This is a genomic window from Parvimonas parva, from assembly GCF_045866535.1.
In the GTDB taxonomy this organism is placed as follows: Bacteria; Bacillota; Clostridia; order Tissierellales; family Peptoniphilaceae; genus Parvimonas; species Parvimonas parva.
On record NZ_AP038371.1, the window covers coordinates 1,019,314 to 1,045,708 of the forward strand.

26 protein-coding genes and 1 tRNA gene are annotated in these 26,395 nt (G+C 28.5%); 2 read left to right on the forward strand and 25 right to left on the reverse strand.

The window, feature by feature from the left end; genetic code table 11:
* Positions 1-54 precede the first annotated feature (54 nt).
* From mobB to ACKTSI_RS05055, 6 genes are read right to left on the reverse strand one after another with little or no spacing between them, the layout of a single operon-like run.
* The gene (gene mobB, locus ACKTSI_RS05030) at positions 55-546 is read right to left on the reverse strand and encodes a molybdopterin-guanine dinucleotide biosynthesis protein B (protein ID WP_068473190.1); all 492 of its coding nucleotides are present in this window, start codon (positions 544-546) and stop codon (positions 55-57) included.
* Positions 536-1,765 (reverse strand): gephyrin-like molybdotransferase Glp, encoded by a 1,230-nt coding sequence (glp, locus tag ACKTSI_RS05035; RefSeq protein ID WP_407862616.1) that lies wholly within the window; start codon positions 1,763-1,765, stop codon positions 536-538. Before glp ends, mobB begins: the two co-directional genes overlap by 11 nt.
* Positions 1,755-2,327, reverse strand: a complete 573-nt coding sequence (locus ACKTSI_RS05040) for an AI-2E family transporter (RefSeq protein WP_407862617.1) — start codon at positions 2,325-2,327, stop codon at positions 1,755-1,757. The genes glp and ACKTSI_RS05040 overlap by 11 nt, the downstream gene beginning before the upstream one ends.
* 13 nt (positions 2,328-2,340) lie before the next feature.
* The gene (locus ACKTSI_RS05045) at positions 2,341-3,609 is read right to left on the reverse strand and encodes a glucose-6-phosphate isomerase (RefSeq protein WP_407862618.1); all 1,269 of its coding nucleotides are present in this window, start codon (positions 3,607-3,609) and stop codon (positions 2,341-2,343) included.
* Entirely contained in the window at positions 3,610-4,725 is a 1,116-nt protein-coding gene (locus tag ACKTSI_RS05050; protein ID WP_407862619.1) for a SpoIIE family protein phosphatase, read from the reverse strand.
* Between the two features lie 14 nt (positions 4,726-4,739).
* Positions 4,740-5,873 (reverse strand): class I SAM-dependent RNA methyltransferase, encoded by a 1,134-nt coding sequence (locus ACKTSI_RS05055; protein ID WP_308578052.1) that lies wholly within the window; start codon positions 5,871-5,873, stop codon positions 4,740-4,742.
* Positions 5,874-6,149: 276 nt separating this feature from the next.
* On the opposite strand from ACKTSI_RS05055, the gene ACKTSI_RS05060 reads away from it, so the two are divergent.
* Both ACKTSI_RS05060 and ACKTSI_RS05065 read left to right on the forward strand, forming a co-directional pair.
* A complete protein-coding gene (locus ACKTSI_RS05060) occupies positions 6,150-6,716 on the forward strand; it encodes an ECF transporter S component (protein WP_407862620.1) in 567 nt (188 codons plus the stop codon).
* Positions 6,717-6,822: 106 nt separating this feature from the next.
* Positions 6,823-8,037, forward strand: a complete 1,215-nt coding sequence (locus ACKTSI_RS05065) for an IS256 family transposase (protein WP_407862556.1) — start codon at positions 6,823-6,825, stop codon at positions 8,035-8,037.
* A 205-nt stretch (positions 8,038-8,242) separates the two neighbouring features.
* On the opposite strand, the gene ACKTSI_RS05070 is transcribed toward ACKTSI_RS05065, so the two are convergent.
* From ACKTSI_RS05070 to ACKTSI_RS05160, 19 genes are all read right to left on the reverse strand, one after another.
* Positions 8,243-11,569, reverse strand: coding sequence for a SpaA isopeptide-forming pilin-related protein (locus ACKTSI_RS05070; protein WP_407862621.1), 3,327 nt, complete (start codon positions 11,567-11,569; stop codon positions 8,243-8,245).
* A 213-nt stretch (positions 11,570-11,782) separates the two neighbouring features.
* Positions 11,783-12,658, reverse strand: a complete 876-nt coding sequence (locus tag ACKTSI_RS05075) for a DNA-3-methyladenine glycosylase family protein (protein WP_407862622.1) — start codon at positions 12,656-12,658, stop codon at positions 11,783-11,785.
* Entirely contained in the window at positions 12,658-13,134 is a 477-nt protein-coding gene (locus tag ACKTSI_RS05080; RefSeq protein WP_288979626.1) for a DUF5673 domain-containing protein, read from the reverse strand. The genes ACKTSI_RS05075 and ACKTSI_RS05080 overlap by 1 nt, the downstream gene beginning before the upstream one ends.
* A 45-nt stretch (positions 13,135-13,179) precedes the next feature.
* Complete coding sequence (gene ftsH, locus ACKTSI_RS05085) at positions 13,180-15,141, reverse strand: ATP-dependent zinc metalloprotease FtsH (protein ID WP_407862623.1); 1,962 nt, start codon at positions 15,139-15,141, stop codon at positions 13,180-13,182.
* Between the two features lie 19 nt (positions 15,142-15,160).
* Positions 15,161-15,721 carry a hypoxanthine phosphoribosyltransferase gene (gene hpt, locus ACKTSI_RS05090; RefSeq protein WP_308578113.1) on the reverse strand — a complete coding sequence of 187 codons (561 nt, stop codon included), beginning with the start codon at positions 15,719-15,721 and terminating at the stop codon, positions 15,161-15,163.
* A complete protein-coding gene (gene tilS / locus ACKTSI_RS05095; protein ID WP_407862624.1) occupies positions 15,718-17,103 on the reverse strand; it encodes a tRNA lysidine(34) synthetase TilS in 1,386 nt (461 codons plus the stop codon). Before tilS ends, hpt begins: the two co-directional genes overlap by 4 nt.
* Before the next feature lie 36 nt (positions 17,104-17,139).
* Positions 17,140-17,421, reverse strand: a complete 282-nt coding sequence (locus ACKTSI_RS05100) for a septum formation initiator family protein (RefSeq protein ID WP_068472919.1) — start codon at positions 17,419-17,421, stop codon at positions 17,140-17,142.
* 80 nt (positions 17,422-17,501) lie between these two features.
* Positions 17,502-17,741 (reverse strand): RNA-binding S4 domain-containing protein, encoded by a 240-nt coding sequence (locus tag ACKTSI_RS05105; protein WP_068472921.1) that lies wholly within the window; start codon positions 17,739-17,741, stop codon positions 17,502-17,504.
* Positions 17,741-18,259 carry an adenine phosphoribosyltransferase gene (locus ACKTSI_RS05110; protein WP_407862625.1) on the reverse strand — a complete coding sequence of 173 codons (519 nt, stop codon included), beginning with the start codon at positions 18,257-18,259 and terminating at the stop codon, positions 17,741-17,743. The genes ACKTSI_RS05105 and ACKTSI_RS05110 overlap by 1 nt, the downstream gene beginning before the upstream one ends.
* Positions 18,260-18,460: 201 nt before the next feature.
* Positions 18,461-18,536 (reverse strand) — tRNA-Lys (locus ACKTSI_RS05115).
* Between the two features lie 118 nt (positions 18,537-18,654).
* The gene (locus tag ACKTSI_RS05120) at positions 18,655-19,026 is read right to left on the reverse strand and encodes a RidA family protein (protein ID WP_407862626.1); all 372 of its coding nucleotides are present in this window, start codon (positions 19,024-19,026) and stop codon (positions 18,655-18,657) included.
* Between the two features lie 18 nt (positions 19,027-19,044).
* The gene (gene rsfS, locus ACKTSI_RS05125) at positions 19,045-19,353 is read right to left on the reverse strand and encodes a ribosome silencing factor (RefSeq protein WP_201275007.1); all 309 of its coding nucleotides are present in this window, start codon (positions 19,351-19,353) and stop codon (positions 19,045-19,047) included.
* A gap of 4 nt (positions 19,354-19,357) precedes the next feature.
* Positions 19,358-20,500: a nicotinate (nicotinamide) nucleotide adenylyltransferase gene (nadD, locus tag ACKTSI_RS05130; protein WP_407862627.1), complete on the reverse strand. Its 1,143-nt coding sequence runs from the start codon at positions 20,498-20,500 to the stop codon at positions 19,358-19,360.
* Positions 20,500-20,793: a ribosome assembly RNA-binding protein YhbY gene (gene yhbY, locus ACKTSI_RS05135; RefSeq protein ID WP_068472933.1), complete on the reverse strand. Its 294-nt coding sequence runs from the start codon at positions 20,791-20,793 to the stop codon at positions 20,500-20,502. The genes nadD and yhbY overlap by 1 nt, the downstream gene beginning before the upstream one ends.
* Before the next feature lie 10 nt (positions 20,794-20,803).
* Positions 20,804-22,069 (reverse strand): GTPase ObgE, encoded by a 1,266-nt coding sequence (obgE, locus tag ACKTSI_RS05140; protein WP_288868397.1) that lies wholly within the window; start codon positions 22,067-22,069, stop codon positions 20,804-20,806.
* Positions 22,070-22,145: 76 nt separating this feature from the next.
* Positions 22,146-22,805, reverse strand: a complete 660-nt coding sequence (gene rpe / locus ACKTSI_RS05145) for a ribulose-phosphate 3-epimerase (RefSeq protein WP_288868396.1) — start codon at positions 22,803-22,805, stop codon at positions 22,146-22,148.
* Positions 22,806-23,681 carry a ribosome small subunit-dependent GTPase A gene (gene rsgA, locus ACKTSI_RS05150; RefSeq protein WP_407862628.1) on the reverse strand — a complete coding sequence of 292 codons (876 nt, stop codon included), beginning with the start codon at positions 23,679-23,681 and terminating at the stop codon, positions 22,806-22,808. It lies immediately after the preceding gene.
* A gap of 1 nt (position 23,682) precedes the next feature.
* The gene (gene pknB, locus ACKTSI_RS05155) at positions 23,683-25,629 is read right to left on the reverse strand and encodes a Stk1 family PASTA domain-containing Ser/Thr kinase (protein ID WP_308577726.1); all 1,947 of its coding nucleotides are present in this window, start codon (positions 25,627-25,629) and stop codon (positions 23,683-23,685) included.
* Entirely contained in the window at positions 25,623-26,375 is a 753-nt protein-coding gene (locus ACKTSI_RS05160) for a PP2C family serine/threonine-protein phosphatase (RefSeq protein WP_288868391.1), read from the reverse strand. The genes pknB and ACKTSI_RS05160 overlap by 7 nt, the downstream gene beginning before the upstream one ends.
* Positions 26,376-26,395: the final 20 nt, after the last annotated feature.

A 26,395-nucleotide genomic window follows, 5' to 3' on the forward strand; every position in this document is an offset into this window, starting at 1 on the left:
AAAACAAAATTTAAAAAATAATTTTCAAAAAAATGAGATGCTATGGCACCTCATTTAAATTTTAAAATATTCTTTTATTATTTTTGCAATTTTTTCATATTCATCAGGCTTAAATTGTTTAATATCCAAATTATGCTCAATATCTGAAACTATTGCTATTAATTTTTCTTTTTCAGAAATTATCTTTGTTGAATATCCACTTCTATAAATTTCAATTCTATCTAGTTTTTCCCATTTATATCCTTCAACTAAAATAAAATCATACTCAGTCATTGTTTCTAACACATCATTTAGCGATTTTTCATAATTTAAATTTTCAACCGTTATAACTCTGTTGGGACTTATCATTTTAACACAACTTGCACCACTTTGCGAAAAAATATAACTGTCCTTTCCTTCTCTATCAAAGTCGAACTCTTTATGATGATGCTTTATAACTCCTACTTTTAAACCTTCTTTTGAAAAAATTTCAAGCAAATTTTTTATTAAAGTTGTCTTACCGACATTGGAACATTCTCCGACAATAGATATTGCTTTAGTTTTCATATAAAAACTCCACATCAACAATTTCTCCTTTAGAAATTTTAGTTTCCTTTGGAACAATTACTATGGAATTTTTACCTACCATTGTGGATAATACTCCTGATTCTTGTCTTTCTTCAAGCTCTGTAAAGTATTTTCCATCTTTATAAAATGTATTTGCTCTTAATATTCTATCTACTTTAGCTTTCTTTTCGAACCCGTTAATCAATTCACTTTTAACTTTAAGCATATCTACATTTTTATTTTGCATTTTTAAAATTATCGGTCTAACATAGAGATAAAAATTCATAAAAGATGCAGCAGGATTCCCTGATAGTGCAAAAATAAATTTATTTTTATACTTACCAAAGAAAACATGTCCACCCGGTTTTGCAGAAACTCTTGTAAAAATAGTTTCAACACCTATTTTATCAAGCGCAGTCAAAACAAAATCACTATCTCCAACAGAAATTCCTCCGGTAGAAATAACTATATCACTATTTCTTATAGCTTTTTCATACATATCAACCAAGGTATCCAAGTCGTCCTCAACTTTTCCGTATTGAATAACATCAGCATTATACATTTTTCCAAGTTGTTCAATGGTATAGCTATTACTATTTCTTATCTTTCCATCTTCCATTTCGTCTGTAACATCAAGCAATTCACTACCTGTTGCAAATACACTAACCACAGGAGATTTAAAAACTTTAACAAAAGGAATTCCAAGACTTGCTAAAACTCCAATTTCAGCAGGAGTTATAACTGTTCCTTTTTTTATAATTATATCGCCTTTTTTTACATCTTCTCCTAATTTAACTATATTTACATTTTTACCTATCGGAGAAAAAATTTTAACTTCTTTTTCAGAAAATTCTGTATCTTCATACCTAACAATACAATTAGCACCATTTGGAACTTTTGCGCCTGTCATTATTCTAACAGCTTGTCCTTCAAATACTGATTTTTCAGAAACCTCCCCAGCCATTATTACATCAATAACTTCAAGAACTATCGGGCTTTCTTTTGTTGCTTTTTCAACATCTTCTTTTCTAAAAGCATAGCCGTCCAAAGGTGATTTGTCAAAACTTGGTATATTAACTTGTGATACTATATCTTCTGCTAAAACCCTTTTTAATGCATCATTAAAATATATTTTTTCAAATCTTTCTTCAATATCTACTTCATCAACAATTTTTCTAGCATCTTTTAATTCAATAGGTAAAAAATTATTAATTATCATATTCCCCTCCTACATTTTCATAATCATATTTCTTTCTCATTTCTCTTTGTCTAAGTCTTTTTTCTTTTCTTTCTCTCATTTTTCTTTTTTGTTCAAAAGAATAAATTTCATTAATATTTATTAGAGTATTTAAAATAAATATAATTACGGCTATTATAGATAATCCTTTATTTCCACCAACAATTCTAAAGATAATTCCTAAAACTATTATAATTGCAATTCTAAAATTAACTTTCCTACCTAATAAAATTGGTTCTAAAACTAATCTAACAATCAATATTGTAAGATACAATACAGCCAAATTTGATGCAATAACAGCCTCTCCTTTTATCAAATTAACTACAATTTGATAGCAAAGATAAAGTCCGTTTCCTATAATAGGAACAATTTCCAAAATACCCATAATAAGCCCTGCTTTAAATCTACCTGAATAATTCATAAGATAAATGGCTACCAATGAAGTAATCAACGCTAACAATACTAATATGCCTTGAACTTGTAAATAATCTTTAAAAGTTTTCTTTCCTTTTTTCAAAAGAGCATTTATATAGTTTAGATACATTTTTCTTCCTCCTCTACATTTTTTCTAATAATTGATACATATTTTTTTTATAATTATCAACTCCAGGTTGGTCAAAAGGATTAACCCCTAACATATAGGCTGAAATAGCACAAGACATTTCAAAAAAGTAAATTAATTTACCAATATTATATGCGTCCAATCTTGGAATTTTTATCTTTACAGTAGGAACTTTCCCGTCTGTATGAGCCTTTCTAGTTGCTGTTACAGCAACTTTATTTATATCATTTAAAGATTTTTTTGATAAGTAATTCAATTTGTCAAAATCATCTTCAACAAAAGGAATTATAATATCATTTTTTAAATTTTCAACTTCAATTATAGTTTCAAAAGTTATCTTATTTCCGTCTTGAATCATCTGACCAAAAGAATGCAAATCTCTTGTAAAAATAGCGCTTTCAACATAAAGTCCTTTACCATTTTTACCTTCGCTTTCTGCAAATAATTGTTTCCACCATTCTTGAAAATAAGAAAGTTTAAATTCGTGAGCTACTAAATATTCTATTTCTTTTTTCTCATCTTCAAACATTGCATTTCTAATAATTGCATATTTTAAAGCAACATTATTTAAACTTTTTTTCGTATATTCTTCCAGTCCGTCGTTAGCTCCAAGTAATATAGCATCGGTATCAATTCCGGCAGACATAATTGGAAATAATCCAACGGCAGTTAAAACTGAAAATCTTCCTCCAATATCATCAGGAACACAAAAAGTTTCATAGCCGACCTTTTCACTCATTTCTTTTAATATTCCTTTTTTTGAATCTGTTGTAACTATAATTCTATTTACAGATTCTTTTCCATATTTTTCTTCACAAAGCTCTTTTAAAACTCTAAAAGCAATAGCTGTTTCAAAAGTACTTCCGGATTTTGAAATTACATTTATATAAAAATCTTTATCTTTAATATAATCAACCAATTCACTTAAATAATCACCACTTAAATTATTTCCGGCAAATACAATATCCAGACCATTTTGCTTAAAATATGGTTTTAATGCCTTGATAACTGCTTTAGAGCCGAGAAAACTTCCTCCAACTCCAACTACAACTAAAACCTCTGCTTTTTTTACCTTTTCAGATAAATTTTTCATTCTACTATATTCTTCTCTATCATAAACCTCAGGGTGGGTAACCCAACCTAAAAATTTATTTCCCAATCCATTTTTATTCAAAATGAAATCAAGAGCTTTAAAGCCTTTTTCTCTATAATTATCAAAACATAAATCTTCTGAAAAGTCAATTTCAAAATTATTATATTCCATCTACAAAACCCTCATACTTAATAATGCAATATCATCTTCTTGAACTCCGTATCTAAATTCAGAAACATCTTCAACTAATTTATCTAAAAGCTCCCTACCTAAAAGAGAATTTTTATATTTATCTACTGCATTAAAAAATCTTTCTTCTCCATATTCTTCTCTATTTTCATTTTTTGTTTCAGTCAATCCGTCTGTGTAAAACAAAAGACAATCACCATGACAAAGCTTAGCCTTACCAACAGAATATCCACTATCTTGGAATAACCAAGAAATAGGTAATCCACTCAACTCTAAACGTAAATTTTTATTTTTATTAAATAAAATAGGAATAGAATTATGTCCGGCATTTGAATATTCAAACTCACAAGTATTTTTATTATAAATTCCTAAAAATATTGTAAAATACATTTCTAAATTCAACTTTGAAAATTCCTTTGATAAAGCCATAAGTATTTCTCTAGGATGCTCAATTTTTCTTCCATAAACCAACATTCTAACTGAAAATTTTATAAACATTGTTATCATACTAGCTGAAATACCATGTCCCATAACATCTGCAATATAAACACAAACTTTATCATTCGGTAATTCTATAACATCAAAAAAATCTCCTGATAACTGGTCAGATGATATGTATTTATATTCTAAATCCAATCCATCTACATGATTTAATTTAGATAAAAGACCTTTTTGAATATCTGATGCAGTTAGCATATCATTCTTTATCATTTTTTGATATTTTATCAAATCATTTTGTAATTTATTTACATCTGTAATATCTCTAAAAACTTCAATACAACCCCAATACTCATTATTAGAGTTAAAAATAGGACTACTTTTTACAAAAAAATCTCTTCCTCCAACCGATAACAACTCAGTAGTAACATCATCTCTACAACCTATTGGAGCAACACACTTCAAAGAAGAAAAAACTCTATCATCTTTATCTGAATTATCTTCAGAAAACAAGCAAAACTTTCCTTCTTCATTTTCTAAAAATTTTTTCATACTTGAATTAGTATAAACAATTAATCCCGTTTTATCGAAAACTCTAACCAAATCTTCCATAAAATCTACTAATTCAAAATTCCAATGTGTAAAATTATCCATATACATACTGTTATCTCCCATTACTTTGGTTTAGGCCCATAAAATTGATAAAAGTCAACCTTTATTCTTCCATTAAAAAGTTTTCTCTTTCTATCAGCTTTTTTTCCATACAATCTTTCAAAACTTTCCATACTTGTTATTAAATACACACTCCAAGTGTCTAACTCTTTAAATTTTTCGCCAAAATCTCTATAAAGTCTTTCTACTTCTTTAATATCCCCCATACGTTCACCATAAGGCGGATTAGTTACTACAACTCCATACTCATTATATAAATCAACATCTCTCATATCTTTTATGAAAAAAGAAATTTCATCTTCGACACCTAAAATATCTGCATTATCCCTAGCTCTTAAAATTGAACGCTTATCTATATCTGAACCTAAAATCTTTAAATCTGTATCATAATCTATTAAAGCTCTCGCTCTATTTTTTTCGTTTTTTAAAGCATCTTTATCAAGTAAATTCCAATTTTCAAAAGCAAAATTTCTCATAATTCCGGGAGCAATATTTCTTCCAATCATATATGCCTCAATACAAAGCGTTCCACTTCCACAAAATGGGTCATAAAATACTCTGCTTGGCTCCCAAAAAGATAAACTAATCATAGCACTTGCCAAAGTTTCCTTTAGAGGAGCATCTCCTGCTCTTTTTCTATATCCCCTCTTATGCAAAGCCTCTCCGGAAGTATCAACAGTAACTGTCGCAATATCCTTTAAAATAGAAACTTCTATATAATACAAAGCATCTGAACTCTCATCAAACCATTCAACATTATAAATATCTTTTAGCCTATCAACTATAGCCCTCTTTGTAATTTTTTGAATATCTGATAAACTGAAAAGTTTAGACTTAACACTATTTGCATTAACGGGAAATTTATCATTTTCTGAAATCAAGTCTTCCCACTTTATCTTTTTTATTCCTTGATATAAATCTTCAAAACTTAAAACTTTAAATTCATCTAATTTAAGCAAAATTCTCTCTGCACATCTAACCCAAAGATTAACCTTTGCTATATCATTAACATTCGCCAAAAATTCAACCTTACCATCAGAAACATTTATATCATCAAAACCTAATTTTATTATCTCTCTTTTAACAATCGCCTCTAGTCCAAAAGCACAAGTTGCAATCAAAGTAACTTTTTTCATCATTTCTCCATTTATATAAAAATTTAATCCAACAAGACCTCCATATTTTCACAATAATTCAAATCATTTGTATCCATAAGAACCTTGTTGTTTAACAATAAAAACTATTTTATCATTAAATATAATTATATCAAATTTACATAAAAAAAACAAAAAAATATTGAAAAATTTTTTGAACTTTTGCTATAAAATGAAAAATTTGATATAATTAGACTCGTGTTGAAATACTTAAAATTTTTATTTCAATAAATTTTACATAAAAATAAAGGAGGATTTATGAAAAACATTTCAACAAAAACTATAACAAAAATTGGAATATTAAGTGCACTTGTAATTATTTTATCACTTTCACCTATCGGATTCATACCATTAGGACCTGTTAGAATAACAACCGTACACATTCCAATAGTCTTAATCGCATTAATCGAAAAACCAACCGTATCTTTCTTTGTAGGATTAATTTTTGGATTATTTTCATTTTTTCAACATTTATCAGGCATAAGCCCATTATCCTTCATGTTTGTAAATCCATTTGTTTCAGTATTACCAAGAGCATTAATAGGACTTGGAACATATTACACATTTACTTTTGTAAAAAAATATATAAAAAATGTATTTAATGTGATAATCGCAAGTATGATAGGAACAATGATAAATACATTCGGTGTATTATCAATGGCATACATATTCTGCTCAAGTCAACTTTATGAAGTTCTAAAAATTAATCCGGCAAAATTTTTATTCACAATCGCAATATCTAATGGTATTCCAGAAATAATTGTTTGTTCAATATTAGTACCAATGATTTACAAAAGTTTACAAAAAATTCTAAAAACAATTTAATTAAAAAGACTAAGTTTATAATAAACTCAGTCTTGAGACTGTGTAAAATTTTGTGTATAGAAACCTCCTGATTAGGGTAAAGAAAAACTAATCAGGAGGAATTTTTATGCCAAGAAAGAGATCAGAAACAAAATTAAACAAAATTTCTAAGATGTTAATCGAAGAATATCAACCGGAAACAGTTCAAGATCTACAAGATGCTTTAAAAGACCTTTTAGGTGATACAATGGAGCAATTATTAAAAGCAGAATTAGATGAGCATTTAGATTATGAATATGGAGAAAAACCACTATCATTAAATACTAGAAATGGTTCAAGTAAAAAAACAGTTAAATCATCATATGGAAATATAGATTTAAATATTCCTAGAGATAGAGAAGGATCCTTTGAGCCTCAGGCATTAAAAAAATACGAAAAAGACATATCAAACATAGAAAATCAAATAATATCAATGTATGGAAAAGGTATGACAACAAGAGATATATCAAGTCACATAAAAGATATTTATGGTTTTGGGATATCAGAAACAATGGTGTCAAAAATAACAAATAAAATTCTACCAACAATAGAAGAGTGGCAAAATAGACCATTAGAAAAAGTCTATCCTATGGTGTTCTTAGACGCTATACACTATCATGTAAGAGAAAACAACATAGTAGTCAAAAAGGCAGTATACATTGCCCTAGGCTACAATCTAGAAGGCTTTAAAGAAATACTAGGAATGTGGGTAGGAGAAAATGAATCAAGCAAATACTGGCTCTTAGTATTAAATCAACTAAAAGAAAGAGGTCTTGAAGATATCCTAATAGTTTCAACAGATAACCTACCAGGATTTAGCCAGGCTATAGAAGCAGTATACCCAAAAGCAGAAATTCAAAAATGTATAATCCACCAAATAAGAAACTCAACTAAATATGTGTCATACAAAGACATCAAAGAGCTGATGAAAGACCTAAAAGCAGTATACAAAGCACCAACCGAAGACTTAGCATTAACAAATCTAGGAATCTTTGAAGAAAAATGGGGTAAAAAATACCCAATGTGTGTAAGTTCTTGGAAAAACAACTGGACAGAATTATCAACATATTTCAAGTATCCAGAAGGAATAAGAAAGCTAATATACACAACAAACGCCATGGAAAACTTCAATAGGCAACTAAGAAAAGTAACGAAAAATAAAACCATATTTCCAAATGACTATGCCCTACAAAAAAGTCTGTATTTGGCAATGGTAGATGCCTCAAGCAAGTGGACAAGTAGAATTCGTGGTTGGGATCAAATCTTATCGCAATTATCAATATTTTTTGAGGGGAGGTTTTAGATAAGTTAAAAATAGAGTATAAAATTAGCTGCAAATTTTTAAAAAATTTGACAGTTTATTAAAGTTGTGTTAAATTAAGACAAGCTCCATTCCTATAGGAATGGACAAACATTGATACATATAAAAATGTATCAACCCTTACCCTTGTGTCAGGATTTAGGTTGATACACAAAATTATTTACAGACCCTCAGTCTTTTTTAATTACTATTTATTTCTTTTCTTTGATGAAATAACCAATCCTGCCATTCCAACTAATACCATTGATATACTTGAACTCAACCCTATTGAAGTTTTCTTCATTTTTGGTTCTTGATTATCTTTTGGTTCCGGTTTTAGACTTGGATTTTCCGGTTTTGGTTCCTCAGGTTTTGGTTCTTGAGGTTGTACAACGTCCTTATCATCTGTTACTATAAGTTTTCCGTCTTTGAATTCTGCCTTTCCACTTGTCAATGTTGTTTCTACTTTTACATTGCCATTTTCATCAACTGTAAATACAAAGTCTGTTACTACCTTTAGTCCCTTTGGTGCTACTTCTTCGTGTAATGTATATTTCTTTCCAACTTCTAAGCCTTTTACTTCATGATTTTTTCCGCTTTCTGTTGTCCATTCATCTACTTTATTTCCACTTGTGTTTTCACCTTCAAAGATTTGTATTTTTGCTCCTACTACTTCTTTTACAACGTTATTGTCATCTCCAAGTTGTACTTTGCTTACTACTATATCTTTTTTCTTTGGTTCTTCTGGTTGTACAACTTCCTTATCATCTGTTACTATAAGTTTTCCGTCTTTGAACTCTGCCTTTCCACTTGTCAATGTTGTTTCTACTTTTACATTGCCATTTTCATCAACTGTAAATACAAAGTCTGTTACTACCTTTAGTCCCTTTGGTGCCACTTCTTCGTGTAATGTATATTTCTTTCCAACTTCTAAGCCTTTTACTTCATGATTCTTTCCGCTTTCTGTTATCCATTCATCTACTTTATTTCCACTTGTGTTTTCACCTTCAAAGATTTGTATTTTTGCTCCTACTACTTCTTTTACTTCGTTATTGTCATCTCCAAGTTGTACTTTGCTTACTACTATATCTTTTTTCTTTGGTTCTTCTGGTTGTACAACTTCCTTATCATCTGTTACTATAAGTTTTCCGTCTTTGAACTCTGCCTTTCCACTTGTCAATGTTGTTTCTACTTTTACATTGCCATTTTCATCAACTGTAAATACAAAGTCTGTTACTACCTTTAGTCCCTTTGGTGCTACTTCTTCGTGTAATGTATATTTCTTTCCAACTTCTAAGCCTTTTACTTCATGATTTTTTCCGCTTTCTGTTGTCCATTCATCTACTTTCTTTCCACTTGTGTTTTCACCTTCAAAGATTTGTATTTTTGCTCCTACTACTTCTTTTACAACGTTATTATCATCTCCAAGTTGTACTTTGCTTACTACTATATCTTTTTTCTTTGGTTCTTCTGGTTTTTTATTATTTATTACTGTTAATTTATCTTTATCAGCAACAGCGATATTATTATAATCTTCACCAGCTTTAAAAGTTATTGTTCCATTTTCATCAACATCAAAATATATTACTTTCTCTAACTTTTCATGAGTTTCAGGAGTTGAAATTTCTTCAAGCTTATATGAACCCGGTTTTAATGAAATTTCTTCATCTGTTCCTGTTGTTATAAATTTAGCAACAATATCTTTATCTGGATTTAAAGAAATATCTGTATCAAGATTAGTTTTATCATTAATCTTAGTAATCTTTATTTCAACATCTTTAAGTGGTGTTTGATCATTACTAATTTTGCTGATTTTTATATTTTTACTAACTTTTTCGTCTTTATCTCTAACGATTAAAGTACTCTTTGAATTATCAACATTAACTCCCTCAACATTATTTTTCAAAGTTACTTCACCTTTTTTATTAACTGAAAATTCAAATACTGAAACTTTTTCATATCCAGCAGGTGCAGTATCTTCAACTAACTTATAATCACCTTCTGTAAGTTCTATTTCTTTTGGCTTATTAGAAGAAGTCCAACTTGTTACATTTTCTCCAGTTGATTTAAGAACTCTTAAATCTGCTCCTTGTAATTCATCTTCGCCTGTTATTTTTTTCTTACTTATATTTATTTTAAATTTACCTGTATAGGTATTAGTAAAAGTAAACATAGGGTTATTAGGCTTTAAATTATTAGTTTCTAATTTACTAGTAAAACCTTGAGAATCAAAATCTTTAAATTCTTCTCCTACTTTTTTCAACTCTTTCATAAAGTAAATATAAGACTCACTATTTGGATCATTTCCGTCAACTTTATCTAATAAGTTAAGAGTAGTAAGATGTTTTGTAAATACATTTTGAGAAGAATCAACTTTTATAGGATTTTCAAAATTTGGGTGATTGTTTTTTCCCATTCCATAATTTAACATTTCTTTAGTAACTAATTCTTCTGGTTTTGTTGCAGTTTTTCTAAATAAACCTAAATAAACTTCCGGTTTTTCAACTCCATTAACATTTTCCCAACGTTTATTTGCATTTATTTGTAAAATAAATGAAGAATTTAATTTACCATTAGTTATTGTGTAAGGAGATTCTTTTCTACCATTTCCTGTTAATGAAGATGAAATATATTTTTTTGAATCTGCATCAGATTTATATTTTTCAACAACTTTATATTCAGTTGGTGATTTCTTTAAATCTTTCCAAACAACTACATCAGACATTTCTTCATCTTTAGAAACTGTCATTTCTACTGGATTGTTAGCAATATCAACTTTTTTATCTCCATTTTTTTCTCGTAATTCAAATTCAACAACAGGTTTATCTGAACCTTTCATTCCTTCCCAAACTTTTTGAGCATAAATATCATAAGTCTTATCGTCAGACTTAGGAGACCCTATTAAATTTTGGAAATATGGTTTATGAGCATTAGCAGAATTGTCTGCTTTTATGCTCTTATCATTTTTAAATAAAGTTGGATTAAAACTATCCGGAACTTTTCTTAAATTTTCAGAATCAGGATTTATTAAAGATTCAAAAATTTCCTTTTCAGATCCTGATAAGTTAAAATCTTTAGCATTCTTTCCATCTGTATAATACCAAATAGCATATTGAGTTAAAAATCTCATTCTGTTTTCACTTATCTTACCAAATTCAACAAAATGAGCTCCGTCAGTAGGATAACCATTATACAAAACCCTTCTCAAATTTTCGTACAAATCTTTATCATTTTTTGTTGTTTCTAAATCCTTCAAATCTTTTGAATCTAATTTAGTGTATTCAGCTGACTTATCCTTTAATTCTTTAACTTTAGGATATGCAAATTTATAATTCAAGCAATACGCAACCATACGGTTCTTTACTTGTCCTCCATCTATTTCTCCAATTTCTATAAATTCTGGAGTCCTAGAATTAGCGTATGCTTTAAACTTTTTTGGAGTTTCTTCTGCAAAACTTCCAAACGATACAAACGTGGTCTGCATTAACATTACTAATGCAAACAAAAACGCAAATATTCTTTTAGATTTTTTCATATAAACTTTTTGTATGGAATTAATTTATCCATACGCCTCCTTTCATTTTTAATTTATCATGCTAAAAAGACACCTTTTTACTGTAAATAACGTTTTACACATACTATTATATATATATATATATATACATTGTCAAGTATTTTTATATATATTTTCAAGTATTTTTTCAGAGTTAAATAAAAAATGAAGGGTTTCCCCTTCATTTACAATTTTCTATTTACCTATTTTTTCTTCTCTTCCATAGTAGAAAAGATATTGCTGTGCATATCCTGCATATTTTCCAAATATTCTGTTCGCCTCTTTAGCTATTTTTTTTACAGGTGTTTCTTGTTTTATGAAAAGTTCTTCCATAACTCTTTTTATCCAAACGTCAACGGGAAAAACTTCTCCTCTTTTATATGAAAATAGCATAATACAATCGGCAACTTTATTTCCTACTCCAGAAAATTTTAAAAGTTCTTCTCTTAAAACATCTGTTTCTAAACTTTCAAAACTATTTAAATCAATTTTATCGTTTAAAATCATATTAACCGTATCAAAAATTCTTTTATCTCTAAAGCCGACTTTTGCAAATTCTCTTAAATCTTCAACTGTTGCATTACTAAGCTCTTCAACCGTTGGAAATGAGTAATATTTTCTATTTTCATCTTCACAGATAAACTTTCCATATCTCATAGAAATTACTTCAATGGATTTTTTTATTCTAGGAATCATGTTATTGGCTGAAATTATAAAACTTATTAACATTTCAAAATGATTTTGATTTAAAATCCTAATACCCTCTCCGTATTTCATTGCCTTTGGTAAAATTTCGTTGTTTGCTAAGTTTTTTCTTATCTCTTGGTAGTTTGTATTTAAGTCAAAATAATCTATCCAAATTTCGTTAAATTCTTCTAAATTAGTCCCTTTGAAAACAACTCTATTCTCTTCATTTAAAACATTTAAAACTCTTCCTAAATGTACAGTTGTAAAACTTCCGTCTTTTTCCTCATACCATCTAAAAGCTTGACCACAAGTAAATATTGCTCTGGCGTCGAAATTTTCGACATCTTCTAAAATTACTAAATTATTTTCTTCGTATAACTTCATTACTTTTTAGCCTTTGGTCTTGCCTTATTTTGTTTTATTATAATAGAAAGTTTTTCAGAATTTTCCTTATCTAGTGGAATAGTTAAAGTTTCATCTTTCATATCTCCTGCAACAACAACTTCATAAAATTTATTGCTAATAGGAGTCCATTTTTTTATTTTTTTAAATTCAGCAAATTTTCCGTCAAAACAAAATCCATTTTCTGCAATGTATAATTTATCAAGAGAAACGATACAATAACATAGTCCGATTAAAATATATACTATACTGTAAATATCTCTAATTTTTATTGTATAAACAACTCCAAATCCTACTAAAGAGATGGACAAAGCAAGTAAAACAGTTCTTCCTCTAAGTTTAATCGTTGATATTTCTCCTTCTAATTTTTTTCTTGTTTGGAACATAGCAACTATTTTCTTTATTACAAATATTAAAACTACTCCAAATACTATTAATAACAAATCTCCACTATTCATAAAATCCTCCATACAAATTAAGTAGAAGCGAACTTCTACTTAATTCTAATTTTCCTTATTTTCTTCTATTTCTACTTTTTCAACAGTTTCTTCAACTACTTCACTATTTACTTCTTCTGTTTCTAAATTAACTTCTTCTGTTTTAACTTCTTCTGTTTTAACTTCTTCTGTAACTTCGAATTTTTCTTCGATACCCATATGTTTTTTATACATATCTTCGAAATCTTTTCCACTTACAGTTTCTTCTTCAAGTAATTTTTTAGCAACAGCATGTAAAAATTCAATATTTTCATTTAAAACTCTTTGAGCAGTAGCATAAGCCTCATCAAGTAAATCCTTAACTTCTCCGTCAATAAGTTTTGCAATATCTTCTGAGTAAGTTCTTCCCTTGCCGAAATCTCTGCCTAAGAAAGTTTCTTCTTCGCCCATATCATAATTTATAGGGCCAATCTTACTACTCATTCCATAAGTTGTAACCATATTTCTTGCAAGTTTTGTAGCTCTTTCAATATCGTTTGATGCACCTGTTGTAAAATCTTCAAAGATTATAAGTTCAGCTGAACGTCCACCAAGCATCATTGCAAGTCTTGATTTCATTGCATTTACAGTCATATATTGACTATCTTCATCATGAGTATAAGCAGTAAATCCACCAGCTCTTCCTCTAGGAACAATAGTAATCATTTGAACAGGGTCTGATAATGGTACAAATCTTGAAACAATAGCATGTCCTGCCTCGTGATATGCAGTAATCTTTCTATCTCTATCTGTAACAACTGCTGATTTCTTTTCGGGACCTGCAACAACTTTTATTGAGGCCTCTTCAAAAACTTTCATAGTGATAGTTTTTTGACCATATCTTGCTGATAAAAGCGCAGCCTCATTACACAAGTTTTCAAGGTCTGCCGGAGTAAATCCTGTTGTATGTTTAGCAATAACCTTAAGGTCAACATCTGGAGCCAATCTCTTGTTTCTAGTATGAACCATAAGTATTGCTTCTCTTTCTCTCACATTTGGAATACCAACATAAATTTGTCTGTCAAATCTACCAGGTCTTAAGATAGCCGGGTCAAGTATGTCGGGTCTGTTTGTTGCAGCCATAACGATAATTCCTTCATTAACACCAAAACCGTCCATTTCAACAAGTAATTGGTTTAATGTTTGTTCTCTTTCATCGTGTCCACCACCAAGTCCAGCACCTCTTCTTCTACCAACAGCATCAATTTCGTCTATAAAAATTATACAAGGAGCATTTTTCTTTGCTTCTTCGAATAAATCTCTAACTCTTGAGGCACCAACCCCAACGAACATTTCAACAAAATCTGAACCACTTATGCTAAAGAAAGGAACTTTTGCCTCTCCTGCAACAGCTCTTGAAAGATAAGTTTTTCCTGTTCCCGGAGGTCCAACCATTAATACACCTTTTGGAATTCTGGCACCAATGTCGCTGTACTTTTTAGGAGATTTTAAGAAATCTACAACTTCTTGTAATTCTTCTTTTTCTTCTTCAAGTCCTGCAACATCTCCAAAGGTAACTTCATTTTTCTTATCCTTATGAAGTCTGGCTTTACTCTTTCCAAAATTCATTACCTTTCCACCACCTTGGGCTTGTCTCATAAACATAAACCAAAGTACACCTAGTCCTATTAGAATTATAAGAGTTGGTAAAATTTCAAGATAAAATGGTTTTGTAGGTTCAGCTTTACCATTATATTTTAAAGTATTATTGTCAACCTTAGCCTTTAGATAGTTATCATAAAATTTAAATCTAAATTCTTGTGGCAAATAAGTTTTAAATTCTGTTTTATCTTTATCATTTAATTTCCCTGTTATATAAGCTCCTTGAGTAGTTACCTCAGCAACTTCATCATTTTTTATCTTTGATACGATTTCTGTAACAGTATATTCCTTAACGACAGGAGCTGAAGTCTTTATAGCAAAGAAATATACAGCTAAAAATAAAACCGGTATCAAATATATAAGATACGCTTTAGTTTTCTTATTCACGCTCTACCTCCTAATTAATTTATTTATAAACTTCTTCTTTTAACGAAATTATATATGGTAAATTTCTATATGATTGATTATAATCTAAACCATAACCAACTATAAAGTCATTTGGAACTTCAAAACCGACAAAATCTCCGGAAATATCAACGAGTCTTCTTTCAGGCTTATCTAACATACTGGAAACCTTAACTGTTTTAGCTCCTCTTTCTTTAAAGTAATTAAAAAGATATTTTAAAGTTTTACCTGTATCTATAATATCCTCAACTATTAAAATATTTTTTCCTGTAACATCAGCCTCTAAATCCTTTACAATTTTTACAACTCCACTTTCTGATGAACTTCCATAAGATGAAATAGCCATAAAATCTATTAAAATTGGTAAATTTATATTTCTAATCAAATCTGCAAAAAACAAACTTGACCCTCTTAAAATACCAACAACAACAAGCTCAGCATCTTCATTTTCATAATATTCAGTTATACTTTTACCAAGCTCTTCAACTCTATTTTTAATAGTTTTTTCATCTAATAGCAATTCTTTCATATCTGACTTAACGATACAATCTAATCTTTTCATAATCTCTCCTTTGATAAAACTCTAATTTTTACAATATCATCTAATCTATCAACCAAATATTTATTAGACCTTCTAATATTAGAAACCCAAACAATATTATTTTCGATTTCAAAAATAGGTATATCATCTCTAATATCTTTACTTATTTTTTCGTCAATAAATATATCTTTAAGTTTCTTTTTGCCAAATTCAAACTCTAAAAAATCTCCATTTTTTCTATTTCTAATTTTTAACAAACTAAGATATTTTTTATTTATAAAAAACATATCTTTATTTTGTTTTAAGTTTTTAAATTCTTCAAAATTTGAATACTCTATAATTATATCAAAAAATTTTGTAGAATACAAAGAAAAATCTAAATTTTCAAAATAAAAATCATTTTCTGAACTTTTCAAAATATTTTTACTGTAAACGAGTAATTTATCATATTCAATTTTAAAAACAACATTTTTTATCTCTATATATTTACCCGTTTTTGCAAAAATCAAATTATCTATTTCTTCAATTATTTTATAACTTATTCCATTTGGATTTTTACTTATAAACTCAAAAACTTCTCTATATAAAATATTTCTAAACGAAACAGATTCTAAACGTAATTTAGAAATATCAACAACAATTTTATCTCCATCAAAATCCCATAAATTTCCTTTTTTAGAAAAAATATATTCTCTTGAGATATAACTATAATCTGAGGCAATGTTTGACAATCTACAAAGTGCATCACAAATCTTAGAATTATATTCCCTTTCCAACATAGGCAAAAGATTTAACCTAATTTTATTTCTACTATAAATATCTTCAAAATTAGTTTCATCTTCAACAAAAGGAATATCATTTTCTTTGATATAATTTTCTATTTCTACTCTTGAAAAATCCAAAACAGGTCTAATCAAATCTCCTCTTTCAGACTGTATTCCAACCAAACCGTTAATACCGGTTCCCCTTAAAATTCTCATAATAACAGTTTCTGCCAAATCATTTTTATTATGAGCAGTTGCAATATAATCTAAATTTTCATTTTTCTTAATTTCATCAAAAAATTTATATCTTAAAATTCTTGCACCCTCTTCAGTAGAAAGTTTGTTCTCAACTGAAAATTTATTTACATCTTCCTTTTTAGAATAAAATTTTAAACCATACTTTTCACATTGTTCTCTAACAAAGTTCTCATCTCTATCGGCATTATCCCTCAAAGAATGATTGAAATGGCAAACAATTAAATTAAGTTTAAATTCATCTTTAAAAGAATTAAACAAATCTAACATCGTCATAGAATCTTTACCACCTGAAACGGCAAGTAAAATTCCCACATTATTAAAATTATAATTTTTTAAAATTTTTAAAAATCTATTCTTCATAAAATCAAAAAAACCGAGCAAAAATACTCGGCTCCCTTCCATATTAATTTATTAGTCTTAATCCTTATACTTTACTACTATCTCATCTTTTTCTATCATTTTAAGTTTTTCTCTAGCTACTTTTTTAACAAATTCCTCACTATCAACCTTTTGAAGATTATCCTTAGCCTCAATAATTTCACTATTCAACTTATCTTTTCTTTCTTCCAAAGAATTAATTTTAGCATTTAATCTATTTTTTTCACGAACTTGATAAATAAAAGTTTTTCCAAAAACGATACAAAAAACTAAAAATATTAAAGAGTAAAGTCTAACTCGACCTCTATGTTTCTTATTCATCAAGCTATCACCCCTATCTAATATGATTATATACTAAAAAATATAATTTTTCAACAGTTTTTACAGATTTTTAAAGATTTTTAAAGATTTTCGTACATTTTTTGAGCATCTTCCTTCTTTTGACTGTCTGTTATATCCAAAACTCTAATTTTTACTTCAGAATTTCCAAATTTTAATTCAATAATATCTCCAACCTTAACTTCGTCAGAAGGTTTCATTGCCTTACCATTTCTAAAAATTCTTTCCTTCTCACAAGCCTCTTTTGCAACAGTTCTTCTCTTTATAAGACGTGAATTTTTTAAAAATTTATCAATTCTCATTAAATATCATACTCCAAAACAGAATCTATTTGGTAGTCTTTATTCTTTTCTCTACCTTTAAGCTCAGTTAATTCCATTAAAAATTGCATTGAAACAACTTTTGCACCTTGTGATTCAATCAATTTAGCACAAGCATTAATCGTTCCACCAGTAGCAAGTAAATCGTCAACTATTGCAACTCTATCTCCACTTTTTAATGTTCCTTTGCAAATTTCTAAAACATCTGTTCCATATTCAAGTGAATATTCAAAAGAAACAGTTTCTCCCGGTAATTTTCCAGGCTTTCTAACAGGAATAAATCCAATGTTTAAAGCATAAGCAACTGCTGAACCAAAAACGAAACCTCTTGCCTCAGGTCCAACTATGTAATCTATGTTTCTATTTTCTAAATTTTTCTTTATAATATCTACTGCTTGTTTAAAAGCATCTCCATCACTAATTAATGTAGTTATATCTTTAAAACTGATTCCTTCCTTCGGAAATCCTTCAATAACTCTAATCTTTGATTTTAAATCCATAACATCCTCCTAAAATTTTATCGGCTACTCATTATATACCATTTTAAGTTTTTTTGCAATCATTTAATACAAAATTTTATTTTTATATTCATTTAATATACACAAAATTTTACTTTATGAATAGAATTTACCCAAAATAAAGTAAATATAAATAAATTATTTTTACACAAAAAAACAGCTATATAAAATAGCTGTCAATCTTGGTGCACCTTCAGGGGTTCGAACCCTGGACACCCTGATTAAGAGTCAGGTGCTCTGCCAGCTGAGCTAAAGGTGCAAATCTAATACTCAAATAGTATAAATCATTTATTTAATTTTGTCAAGCCTTTTTCAAAAATTTTTATATTTTACATAAAAAAATACTGATGCTTTCACATCAGTATTAAAAATATTTTTTAAACAGCTGCTATTGCTTCAATTTCGATTAAAGCATCTTTTGGTAATTTTGCAATTTGAACTAAAGCTCTAGCCGGTTTGTGGTCACCAAAAAATTCTGCATAAACTCCGTTGATTGCTTCAAAGTCATTCATATCTTTTACAAATACATTAACTTTTGCAATACTTTCTAAACATCCACCACCTGCTTTAATTATTTCTAAAACATTTGTTAAACTAGCAAGTGTAGCTGCTTTTATTTCAGTTTGTAATTCTCCATTAGTTATTGGTAATTGTCCAGAAACAAATATTAAATTACCAACTTTTCCAGCTTGTGAATAAGGTCCAATAGCTGCTGGAGCCTTTTCAGTTTTTAAAAATTCTACGCTCATTTCTTTCCCTCCTAAAATCTATGCCCACAATCTTTCAAGATTGTAATAGCTTCTATAATCTTTTGTCATAATATGAACTATAACTTCTCCACAGTCCAACAAAATCCAATTTCCGTCTTTATATCCTTCTGTACCGAAACAGTCCATATCATTCTTTTTTAATTGGAATTCAACTTCATCACAAATAGCTTGATTGTGATTAATTACACTTCCGGTTGCAATAACAAAATATTCAGCAATAGATGATTTTCCTTTTAAGTCTATCGTTACAACATCCTCTGCAATTTTATCATCTAATGCTTTTAATATAATATCAAGTTTTTCCATAAAACTACTCCTTATTTACTAAATAATCTCTTGCCTTAACAGATAGATGATGAACTTTTTGTGATTTTTTTTCTAAATATTCAAAACTATCATTTAAAAATTTTACAATAGCTCTATCTATATCAAAATCAGCAAGTCTTCTAAGCTCATCAACTGTATCATACTTCCTCCCAGGCTCAATTTTATCAGATATAAATAAAATCTTTTCAAGCAAAGTCATATTTTCTTTTGCTGTTGTATGATAACGAACAGCTGAAATTATTTCTTCATCAAAAATTCCATATAAATCTTTACAAACAATTGCACCTATCGGAGCATGTTTAAGATTTTCATTATCTTTTTCTTCGGTATCAAATATTATATCAGAATTTAATTTTTTATTCAACATATAAAATTCTTCCAAATTTTTGGCACAATCATGAACAAGTCCAGATAAATACGCTCTATTCTCATCAATTTTATAAATTTTAGCAAGTCTTTTGCAACAATCTGCAACTCTTAATGAATGTTCATATCTATTTTTTGAAAGTTTTTCTTTTAAATCTTTTTTTATCTTATTAATGTCAAAATAATTCAAATCTTCGTAGATATATTTATAGACTTTTTTAGGGATTAAATATTTTATAGATTTTTTTTCATTCATTCTATTTCTAATATCTGTTGAAGAAATTGAAATTACAGAATTTTTCACGATATTAATATCATATTTTTCTATTAAATATTTATTTTTATCTAAAATAAAATCTAAATTATATTTTCTCAAAAAAACTATAACTGAAGTTATTTCTAAAAATTTCTCATATTCATACCAAGAACTAATATTTAAAAATTCATCATCACCCATAATAAAATAAAATTTATCTTTACCATTACAAAAATTTTCTTTCATTGTATTGTATGAATAATGCGTTTTTAAAAAATCTTCTTCAACAAGAGAAATCTCAAATTTTTCATTATCCTCTATTGCTAGTTTTAACATCTCAGCTCTATTTTCAAAAGAAAATTTTTCTACATTTTTATGTGGTGGTTTAGAATTGGGAAGAAAAATAATTTTATCAAGTCCCATTTCAATTAAACAATCCTCAGCTATTTGCAAATGTCCATTATGAATGGGAGAAAAACTCCCACCAAAAATTCCTATTTTCATTATGGTAACTCTATTCTGTTCTCATCTTTTCTTTTTCTTCTATAAATAACAAATTTATTTCCAATATGTTGAACAAACTCTGCTCTGGTTTTTTGTAAAACCAGTTCAACAAGTTGTTTATTATCATCTAAATTGTTATTTAAAATTTTTATTTTTATAAGTTCTCTTTTTTCCAAAGCTAAATCTAATTGTCTTATAGTTTCGTCGTTAACTCCATATTTACCTATATTCATAACAGGCTCCATAGAGTGCGACAAAGATTTTAAAAACGCTCTTTGTTTTGGATTTATCATATACTCTCCTTTATTCAAAGAATTCAAATTCCATTTCACCAATTACAATGGATTGTCCTTCTTCTACACCTTTTTGTTTTAATTCTTCAATTATTCCCTTATCAGCCAAAACTTTTTGGAAATATTTTAATGAATCATAATCTTCAAAATTTGTTATATAAACTAAATAATCGATAAGTGGTCCTTCAATGTAGAAAGTTCCATCTTCACTATAAATTTCATAAGCCTCTTTTTCAGGGTCTTCTACATATTCATATTCTTCATCAAAAGTTTCATAATCTATTTCAATTTTTGATAATTCATCAAATATTTTATATTTTAATTCCTTTACACCCATTTGTGTAACTGCTGAAAGTTCTAATATTGTTCTATCTTTAAAATATTCTCTAACTCTTTCTAAATTTTCATTAGAAGTTAGCAAGTCCATTTTATTAGCAACAATTATTTCTTTTTTATTTTTTATATTTTCATTATAAAGTTCTAATTCTTTATAAATTGTATTGTAGTCTTCGATTGGATCTCTTCCTTCAATTCCGGAAACGTCCAAAACGTGAACCAAAAGTCTAGTTCTTTCAACGTGTTTTAAAAATTCAAAACCAAGCCCTACTCCGTCACTTGCTCCTTCAATAAGCCCTGGAATATCTGCAATCACAAATGATTTATTTTCTTCAACTCTACAAACTCCTAAGTTCGGTTCTAAAGTTGTGAAATGATAATTTGCAATCTTTGGTTTTGCATCACTTAATACAGAAAGCAAAGAAGATTTTCCAACATTTGGAAGTCCAACAAGACCGACATCTGCAATTAATTTTAATTCTAACTTAATTGTTCTTTCTTCCCCTTTTTTACCGGGTTGTGCAAATCTTGGAGCTTGTCTTGTACTTGTAGCAAATCTTGCATTTCCTTTACCTCCACGACCACCTTTTGCAACGATGAATTCATCATCTTTAACTTTGAAATCGTGAATTACTCTATTAGTTTCAAAGTCTTTAATCAATGTTCCAACAGGAACTTTAACTATTAAGTCTTCTCCTTTTTTACCGTATTGTCTTTTTGTTCTTCCGTTTTCTCCATTCTGTGCGAAATAATGTTTCTTATACCTAAAGTCCATAAGAGTTCTAACTCCTTCATCAGATATAAAAATTACACTACCACCATCACCACCGTCGCCACCATAAGGGCCTCCGTCCGGTTCGTATTTTTCTCTTCTGAAAGATACACAACCGTCGCCACCTTTTCCGGCTTTTAATTCTATTTTTGCAATATCTATAAACATATTTACCTCTTTTTCTTTTTTCAACTATAAAAAAGATTGAGAGTTCAATCTTTTTTGTATGATAACTCACAAAAAATTATTTTTTATAATTTTCAAAAATCTCTTTGTAAGCCTTAATTCTATTTTCTTTGTCAACAAAAACATCAGAGCCTGAAACTATTAAATCTGCTCCTGCATCTATTACATCTTTAACATTTGTAGTTTTAACTCCACCGTCAACCTCTATTATTACATCCAAATTTCTCTCATCTATTTTTTTTCTTAAATTTTTTATCTTATCAATAGCTGACGGAATAAAACTTTGTCCACCAAAACCTGGATTTACGCTCATAATTAAAACCAAATCTAAATCTTCCAAAACATAATCCAAAACATCAATATTTGTTGCAGGATTCAATGAAACTCCTGCCTTCATTCCCAATGATTTTATATATGATATAGTTCTATGAAGATGCTTACAAGCCTCATAATGAACAGTTAGTATATCAGCTCCGGAATCTTTAAAATTTTGAACATATCTATCCGGCTCTTCAATCATCAAATGAACATCAAAAACCATATTTGTTAAAGGCCTTAACTGTTTAATTATCATTGGCCCAAAAGAAATATTTGGAACAAACATACCGTCCATTACATCTAAATGTAAATATTTAACTCCGTTTTTATCAAGCACCTCCAAATCTGATTTTAAATTTGTAAAATCAGCTGACAACAATGATGGTGATAATTCTAACATTTAGTACCTCCTATTTTTCAAATACTCATTTAAGTAGAATAGATAACTGTCATATCTACTCTTACTTATATTTCCATTTTCAAGTTCATTTTTCACATAACAACTTGGCTCATTTATATGTTTACAATCCGAAAATTTACATTCTAAATTGTACTTAAATTCTATAAAAGCATCTCTAATTTGGCTTTCATTTTCTATAAATTTAGTAATATCCAAAGAAGTAAAACCTGCCGTATCTATTATAAAAGAATTTTCAAAAATCTCATATAAAGTTGCAGACCTTGTAGTATGCTTTCCTCTTTTTGTCTTATTACTAATTTCTCCAACCCAAATATTATAATTCGGATTCAAATAGTTCAAAATTGTACTTTTCCCCACTCCGGAAGGACCTGTAATAACAGAAATTTTGTCCCCACATAGTTCTTTAAATAATTTTTTATTATCTAAATTCACACTATTAAATATAATTTTATATCCCAGCTTTTCATAAATGCTTTTAAACTCTCTTTCAAGTTCTTCGCCAATCAAATCGCATTTGTTCAAACACAAAATTATCGGAACATTCATTATTTCATAATACATTATATATCTATCTATAATTTTATACGAAATTTCAGGATTTTTCAGTGAAAAAACCACAATGGCTTGGTCAACATTTACAACCGGAGGTCTTAAAATTTCATTTTTTCTTTCAAATACTTCTACAATATATGCAGTATTATCATCAAAAATTTCAATCTTAACATTATCTCCAACCATCGGAGAAAATTTTTGCTTTCTAAAAACACCCCTAGCCTTAGACATATAGTTTCCATTTTCAGTTTTTACATAATATAAATCTTTTGAAATATCAAATATTATTCCATTTTCAAACATATTAATTCTCATTTGATAGTACAAGCTTATCATTTACATAAATGTGGAATTTTTCTTCAAACTTAGCTTTAATATTTATAGTAAGTTTTCCACCACTTGTAACCATTGTTTTTTCATATAATCTTGTTTCATTAGGTCCCATATCTCTAGTAACTAATAAAACATAATTTTTCTTAGGTTCATCAATAGTATATTTTTTTATAACAAATCCCGGATCATTAGAAGAAGTAATATCTAAAGTGTTTTCTTTAGCAGATTTTCCTGAGCTAACTGTTATATCAACCTTAGTTTCAGCATCAACCTTAGTCCCTTTTCCATAAGATTGCCATATTACAGTTCCAGCTTTTTGCTCAGATTCTTTCTTTTCAGTTTTTCCTACTGAAAGTCCGATATCATATAACATTTTAACTGCCTCTGCCTCAGTTTTACCGACTAAATCAGGAACTTCAACTTTCTTATCTTCTTTTCCTCTACTAACGACAATATCTATCTTAGTATCTTTTTCAACTTCTTCACCATAATTTATACTTTGACTAATTACCTTATTTTCTTCAACTTTATCGTCATATTTTCTTTCAACATTGCCTAAAGTTAAATTACTCTTCTTTAACAATCCTTCAACTTTATCATACTCAACATTAGAAAGATTTGGAACTATTGTTTTATTTTTTCCAACGCTAACTGTAAGTTCAACATTTGTTCCCTCTTTTGCCTCTGCATTTGGACTTGGAGATTGACTAACAACTTTACCCGCTTCAACAGAATCATCGCTAACAGTTTTTACAATAAGTCCATTAAGTTTTTTATCTTTTAAAACCTTTATAGCCTCATTTTTTTCTAAACCTACAACCGGTGGTACTTTTACAGTATTTCCGGCTTTATTTGAAACAGCTAGTCTATAAATAAAGAAAACAGAAACAACTATAAGTAGTGCTAAAATAACATAGGTTATACTGTGATCAAAAATTCCTTTTTTCTTATCAAGTATTTCCCTATTTTTATTAGTATTTCTAACCGGTGGTTTACTGGAAACAAAGTCTTTTTGCTTATTAGTTTTGTAAACAGATTCCTTATACAATGCTCTATCACTATTGTCGTTAAATGTAACCTTTTGATTTTTTTCAATTTTTCTATCTTCCAAAGCTTTTATCAAACTTTCAGCACTATCAAATCTATCATTTGGTTTTTTTTCCATACATTTAACAATTATAGAATTTATCCAAGGCTCTAAATTTGGAACAAGTCTAATCGGCTCAACTAACGGCTCATTTATATGTTGCATAGCTATTCCAACTGCATTATCTGTATCAAAAGGCACTCTACCTGTTACCATTTCATACATTACAACCCCTAAAGAATAAAGGTCTGATTTCTCATCAATAAATTTTCCCTTTGCTTGTTCAGGAGAAATATAATGAACAGTTCCAAGAACTGAAGAAGTATAAGTTATTGTTGAACTTGTGGCAATTCTTGCAATACCAAAGTCTGTAACCTTAACATTCAAATTTTCATCTATAATAATATTATGTGGTTTTATATCCCTGTGTATTATATGATGCTTATGTGCACAATCAAGAGCATTTGCTATTTGTTTAGATACAGCAACAACTGCATTTGAATTTAATCTTCCTTTTTCTTTTATTAACTGATTTAAAGTTTTACCATTTATATATTCCATAACAATATAGTTATATGTCTTATCATTCTCGATATGTTGTCCAACATCGTAAATTTTAACTATATTTTGATTATTTAAATTCGCAACAGATTGTGCCTCTATAACAAATTTTTTAATAAATTCCTTATCTTCAAGATATTGTTCTTTTAAAACTTTAATCGCAACAATTCTCTTTAAATAAATATCTTTTGCTTTATATACAATGGCCATTCCACCAATGCCAACTTTTTCCAGTATCTCATATCTACCATTTAAAACCGAACCTAACATAAAATCACCTCATCATTTTTAAAAATTCCAACAGTAACATTATCTCTTGCTAAACCATTTTTAACAGCAGATATAATATTATCAACCATTTCTTTTGCACTATATTTCAAGTCTAACATTTCTGAAATCTCATCATCACTCATTTCATTTGTAAGTCCATCAGAACATACAAGCAAAATATCATTATTTTTTATCTTCATACTATCAACATCGACTTCTATATATTTTTCTGTTCCTATTGCTCTTAAAAGAGAATTTTTGTCACTATAATTCTCTACTTCTTCTTCTGTCAACGCTCCACTGGAATATAAATATTGAACTAAAGAATGGTCTTTAGTCAACATTTTAAAATTATCATCTTTAATATATATTCTACTATCTCCAACATGAGCAAAATATAAAGTATCTCCGTCTATCAAAAGAGTTTCCAAAGTTGTCCCCATCGTCTTTCGAGAAATTGGTTCACCTTCTGAAATTTCTTCTAAATTCATTTGATAAATAATTTTATTTGCCTCACAAAAAGCATCAACTAACAAATGTGAATAGTTTGCATACAATTTATAATTATCTTTTATATAATTCATAACTACATTAACTGCACAATTAGACGCAACTTCTCCTCTTTCGTGTCCTCCTATACCATCAGCTAAAATTAATATATTCAATTTTTCAAAACTTTCAAAAAGAAAACTGTCTTCATTATTTTTTCTAACATTTCCTTTATCTGAATTCATATAAAAAGACATAAAACGCCTCCTAAAAAAAT

What these genes read in the sequence shown, in the direction of transcription:
- mobB (WP_068473190.1), bottom strand. Translation starts at nt 546, where the DNA reads ATGAAAACTAAAGCAATATCTATTGTCGGAGAATGTTCCAATGTCGGT.
- glp (WP_407862616.1), bottom strand. Translation starts at nt 1,765, where the DNA reads ATGATAATTAATAATTTTTTACCTATTGAATTAAAAGATGCTAGAAAA.
- ACKTSI_RS05040 (WP_407862617.1), bottom strand. Translation starts at nt 2,327, where the DNA reads ATGTATCTAAACTATATAAATGCTCTTTTGAAAAAAGGAAAGAAAACT.
- ACKTSI_RS05045 (WP_407862618.1), bottom strand. Translation starts at nt 3,609, where the DNA reads ATGGAATATAATAATTTTGAAATTGACTTTTCAGAAGATTTATGTTTT.
- ACKTSI_RS05050 (WP_407862619.1), bottom strand. Translation starts at nt 4,725, where the DNA reads ATGTATATGGATAATTTTACACATTGGAATTTTGAATTAGTAGATTTT.
- ACKTSI_RS05055 (WP_308578052.1), bottom strand. Translation starts at nt 5,873, where the DNA reads ATGAAAAAAGTTACTTTGATTGCAACTTGTGCTTTTGGACTAGAGGCG.
- ACKTSI_RS05060 (WP_407862620.1), top strand. Translation starts at nt 6,150, where the DNA reads ATGAAAAACATTTCAACAAAAACTATAACAAAAATTGGAATATTAAGT.
- ACKTSI_RS05065 (WP_407862556.1), top strand. Translation starts at nt 6,823, where the DNA reads ATGCCAAGAAAGAGATCAGAAACAAAATTAAACAAAATTTCTAAGATG.
- ACKTSI_RS05070 (WP_407862621.1), bottom strand. Translation starts at nt 11,569, where the DNA reads ATGAAAAAATCTAAAAGAATATTTGCGTTTTTGTTTGCATTAGTAATG.
- ACKTSI_RS05075 (WP_407862622.1), bottom strand. Translation starts at nt 12,658, where the DNA reads ATGAAGTTATACGAAGAAAATAATTTAGTAATTTTAGAAGATGTCGAA.
- ACKTSI_RS05080 (WP_288979626.1), bottom strand. Translation starts at nt 13,134, where the DNA reads ATGAATAGTGGAGATTTGTTATTAATAGTATTTGGAGTAGTTTTAATA.
- hpt (WP_308578113.1), bottom strand. Translation starts at nt 15,721, where the DNA reads ATGAAAAGATTAGATTGTATCGTTAAGTCAGATATGAAAGAATTGCTA.
- ACKTSI_RS05100 (WP_068472919.1), bottom strand. Translation starts at nt 17,421, where the DNA reads ATGAATAAGAAACATAGAGGTCGAGTTAGACTTTACTCTTTAATATTT.
- ACKTSI_RS05105 (WP_068472921.1), bottom strand. Translation starts at nt 17,741, where the DNA reads ATGAGAATTGATAAATTTTTAAAAAATTCACGTCTTATAAAGAGAAGA.
- ACKTSI_RS05110 (WP_407862625.1), bottom strand. Translation starts at nt 18,259, where the DNA reads ATGGATTTAAAATCAAAGATTAGAGTTATTGAAGGATTTCCGAAGGAA.
- ACKTSI_RS05120 (WP_407862626.1), bottom strand. Translation starts at nt 19,026, where the DNA reads ATGAGCGTAGAATTTTTAAAAACTGAAAAGGCTCCAGCAGCTATTGGA.
- rsfS (WP_201275007.1), bottom strand. Translation starts at nt 19,353, where the DNA reads ATGGAAAAACTTGATATTATATTAAAAGCATTAGATGATAAAATTGCA.
- nadD (WP_407862627.1), bottom strand. Translation starts at nt 20,500, where the DNA reads ATGAAAATAGGAATTTTTGGTGGGAGTTTTTCTCCCATTCATAATGGA.
- yhbY (WP_068472933.1), bottom strand. Translation starts at nt 20,793, where the DNA reads ATGATAAATCCAAAACAAAGAGCGTTTTTAAAATCTTTGTCGCACTCT.
- obgE (WP_288868397.1), bottom strand. Translation starts at nt 22,069, where the DNA reads ATGTTTATAGATATTGCAAAAATAGAATTAAAAGCCGGAAAAGGTGGC.
- rpe (WP_288868396.1), bottom strand. Translation starts at nt 22,805, where the DNA reads ATGTTAGAATTATCACCATCATTGTTGTCAGCTGATTTTACAAATTTA.
- rsgA (WP_407862628.1), bottom strand. Translation starts at nt 23,681, where the DNA reads ATGTTTGAAAATGGAATAATATTTGATATTTCAAAAGATTTATATTAT.
- pknB (WP_308577726.1), bottom strand. Translation starts at nt 25,629, where the DNA reads ATGTTAGGTTCGGTTTTAAATGGTAGATATGAGATACTGGAAAAAGTT.
- ACKTSI_RS05160 (WP_288868391.1), bottom strand. Translation starts at nt 26,375, where the DNA reads ATGTCTTTTTATATGAATTCAGATAAAGGAAATGTTAGAAAAAATAAT.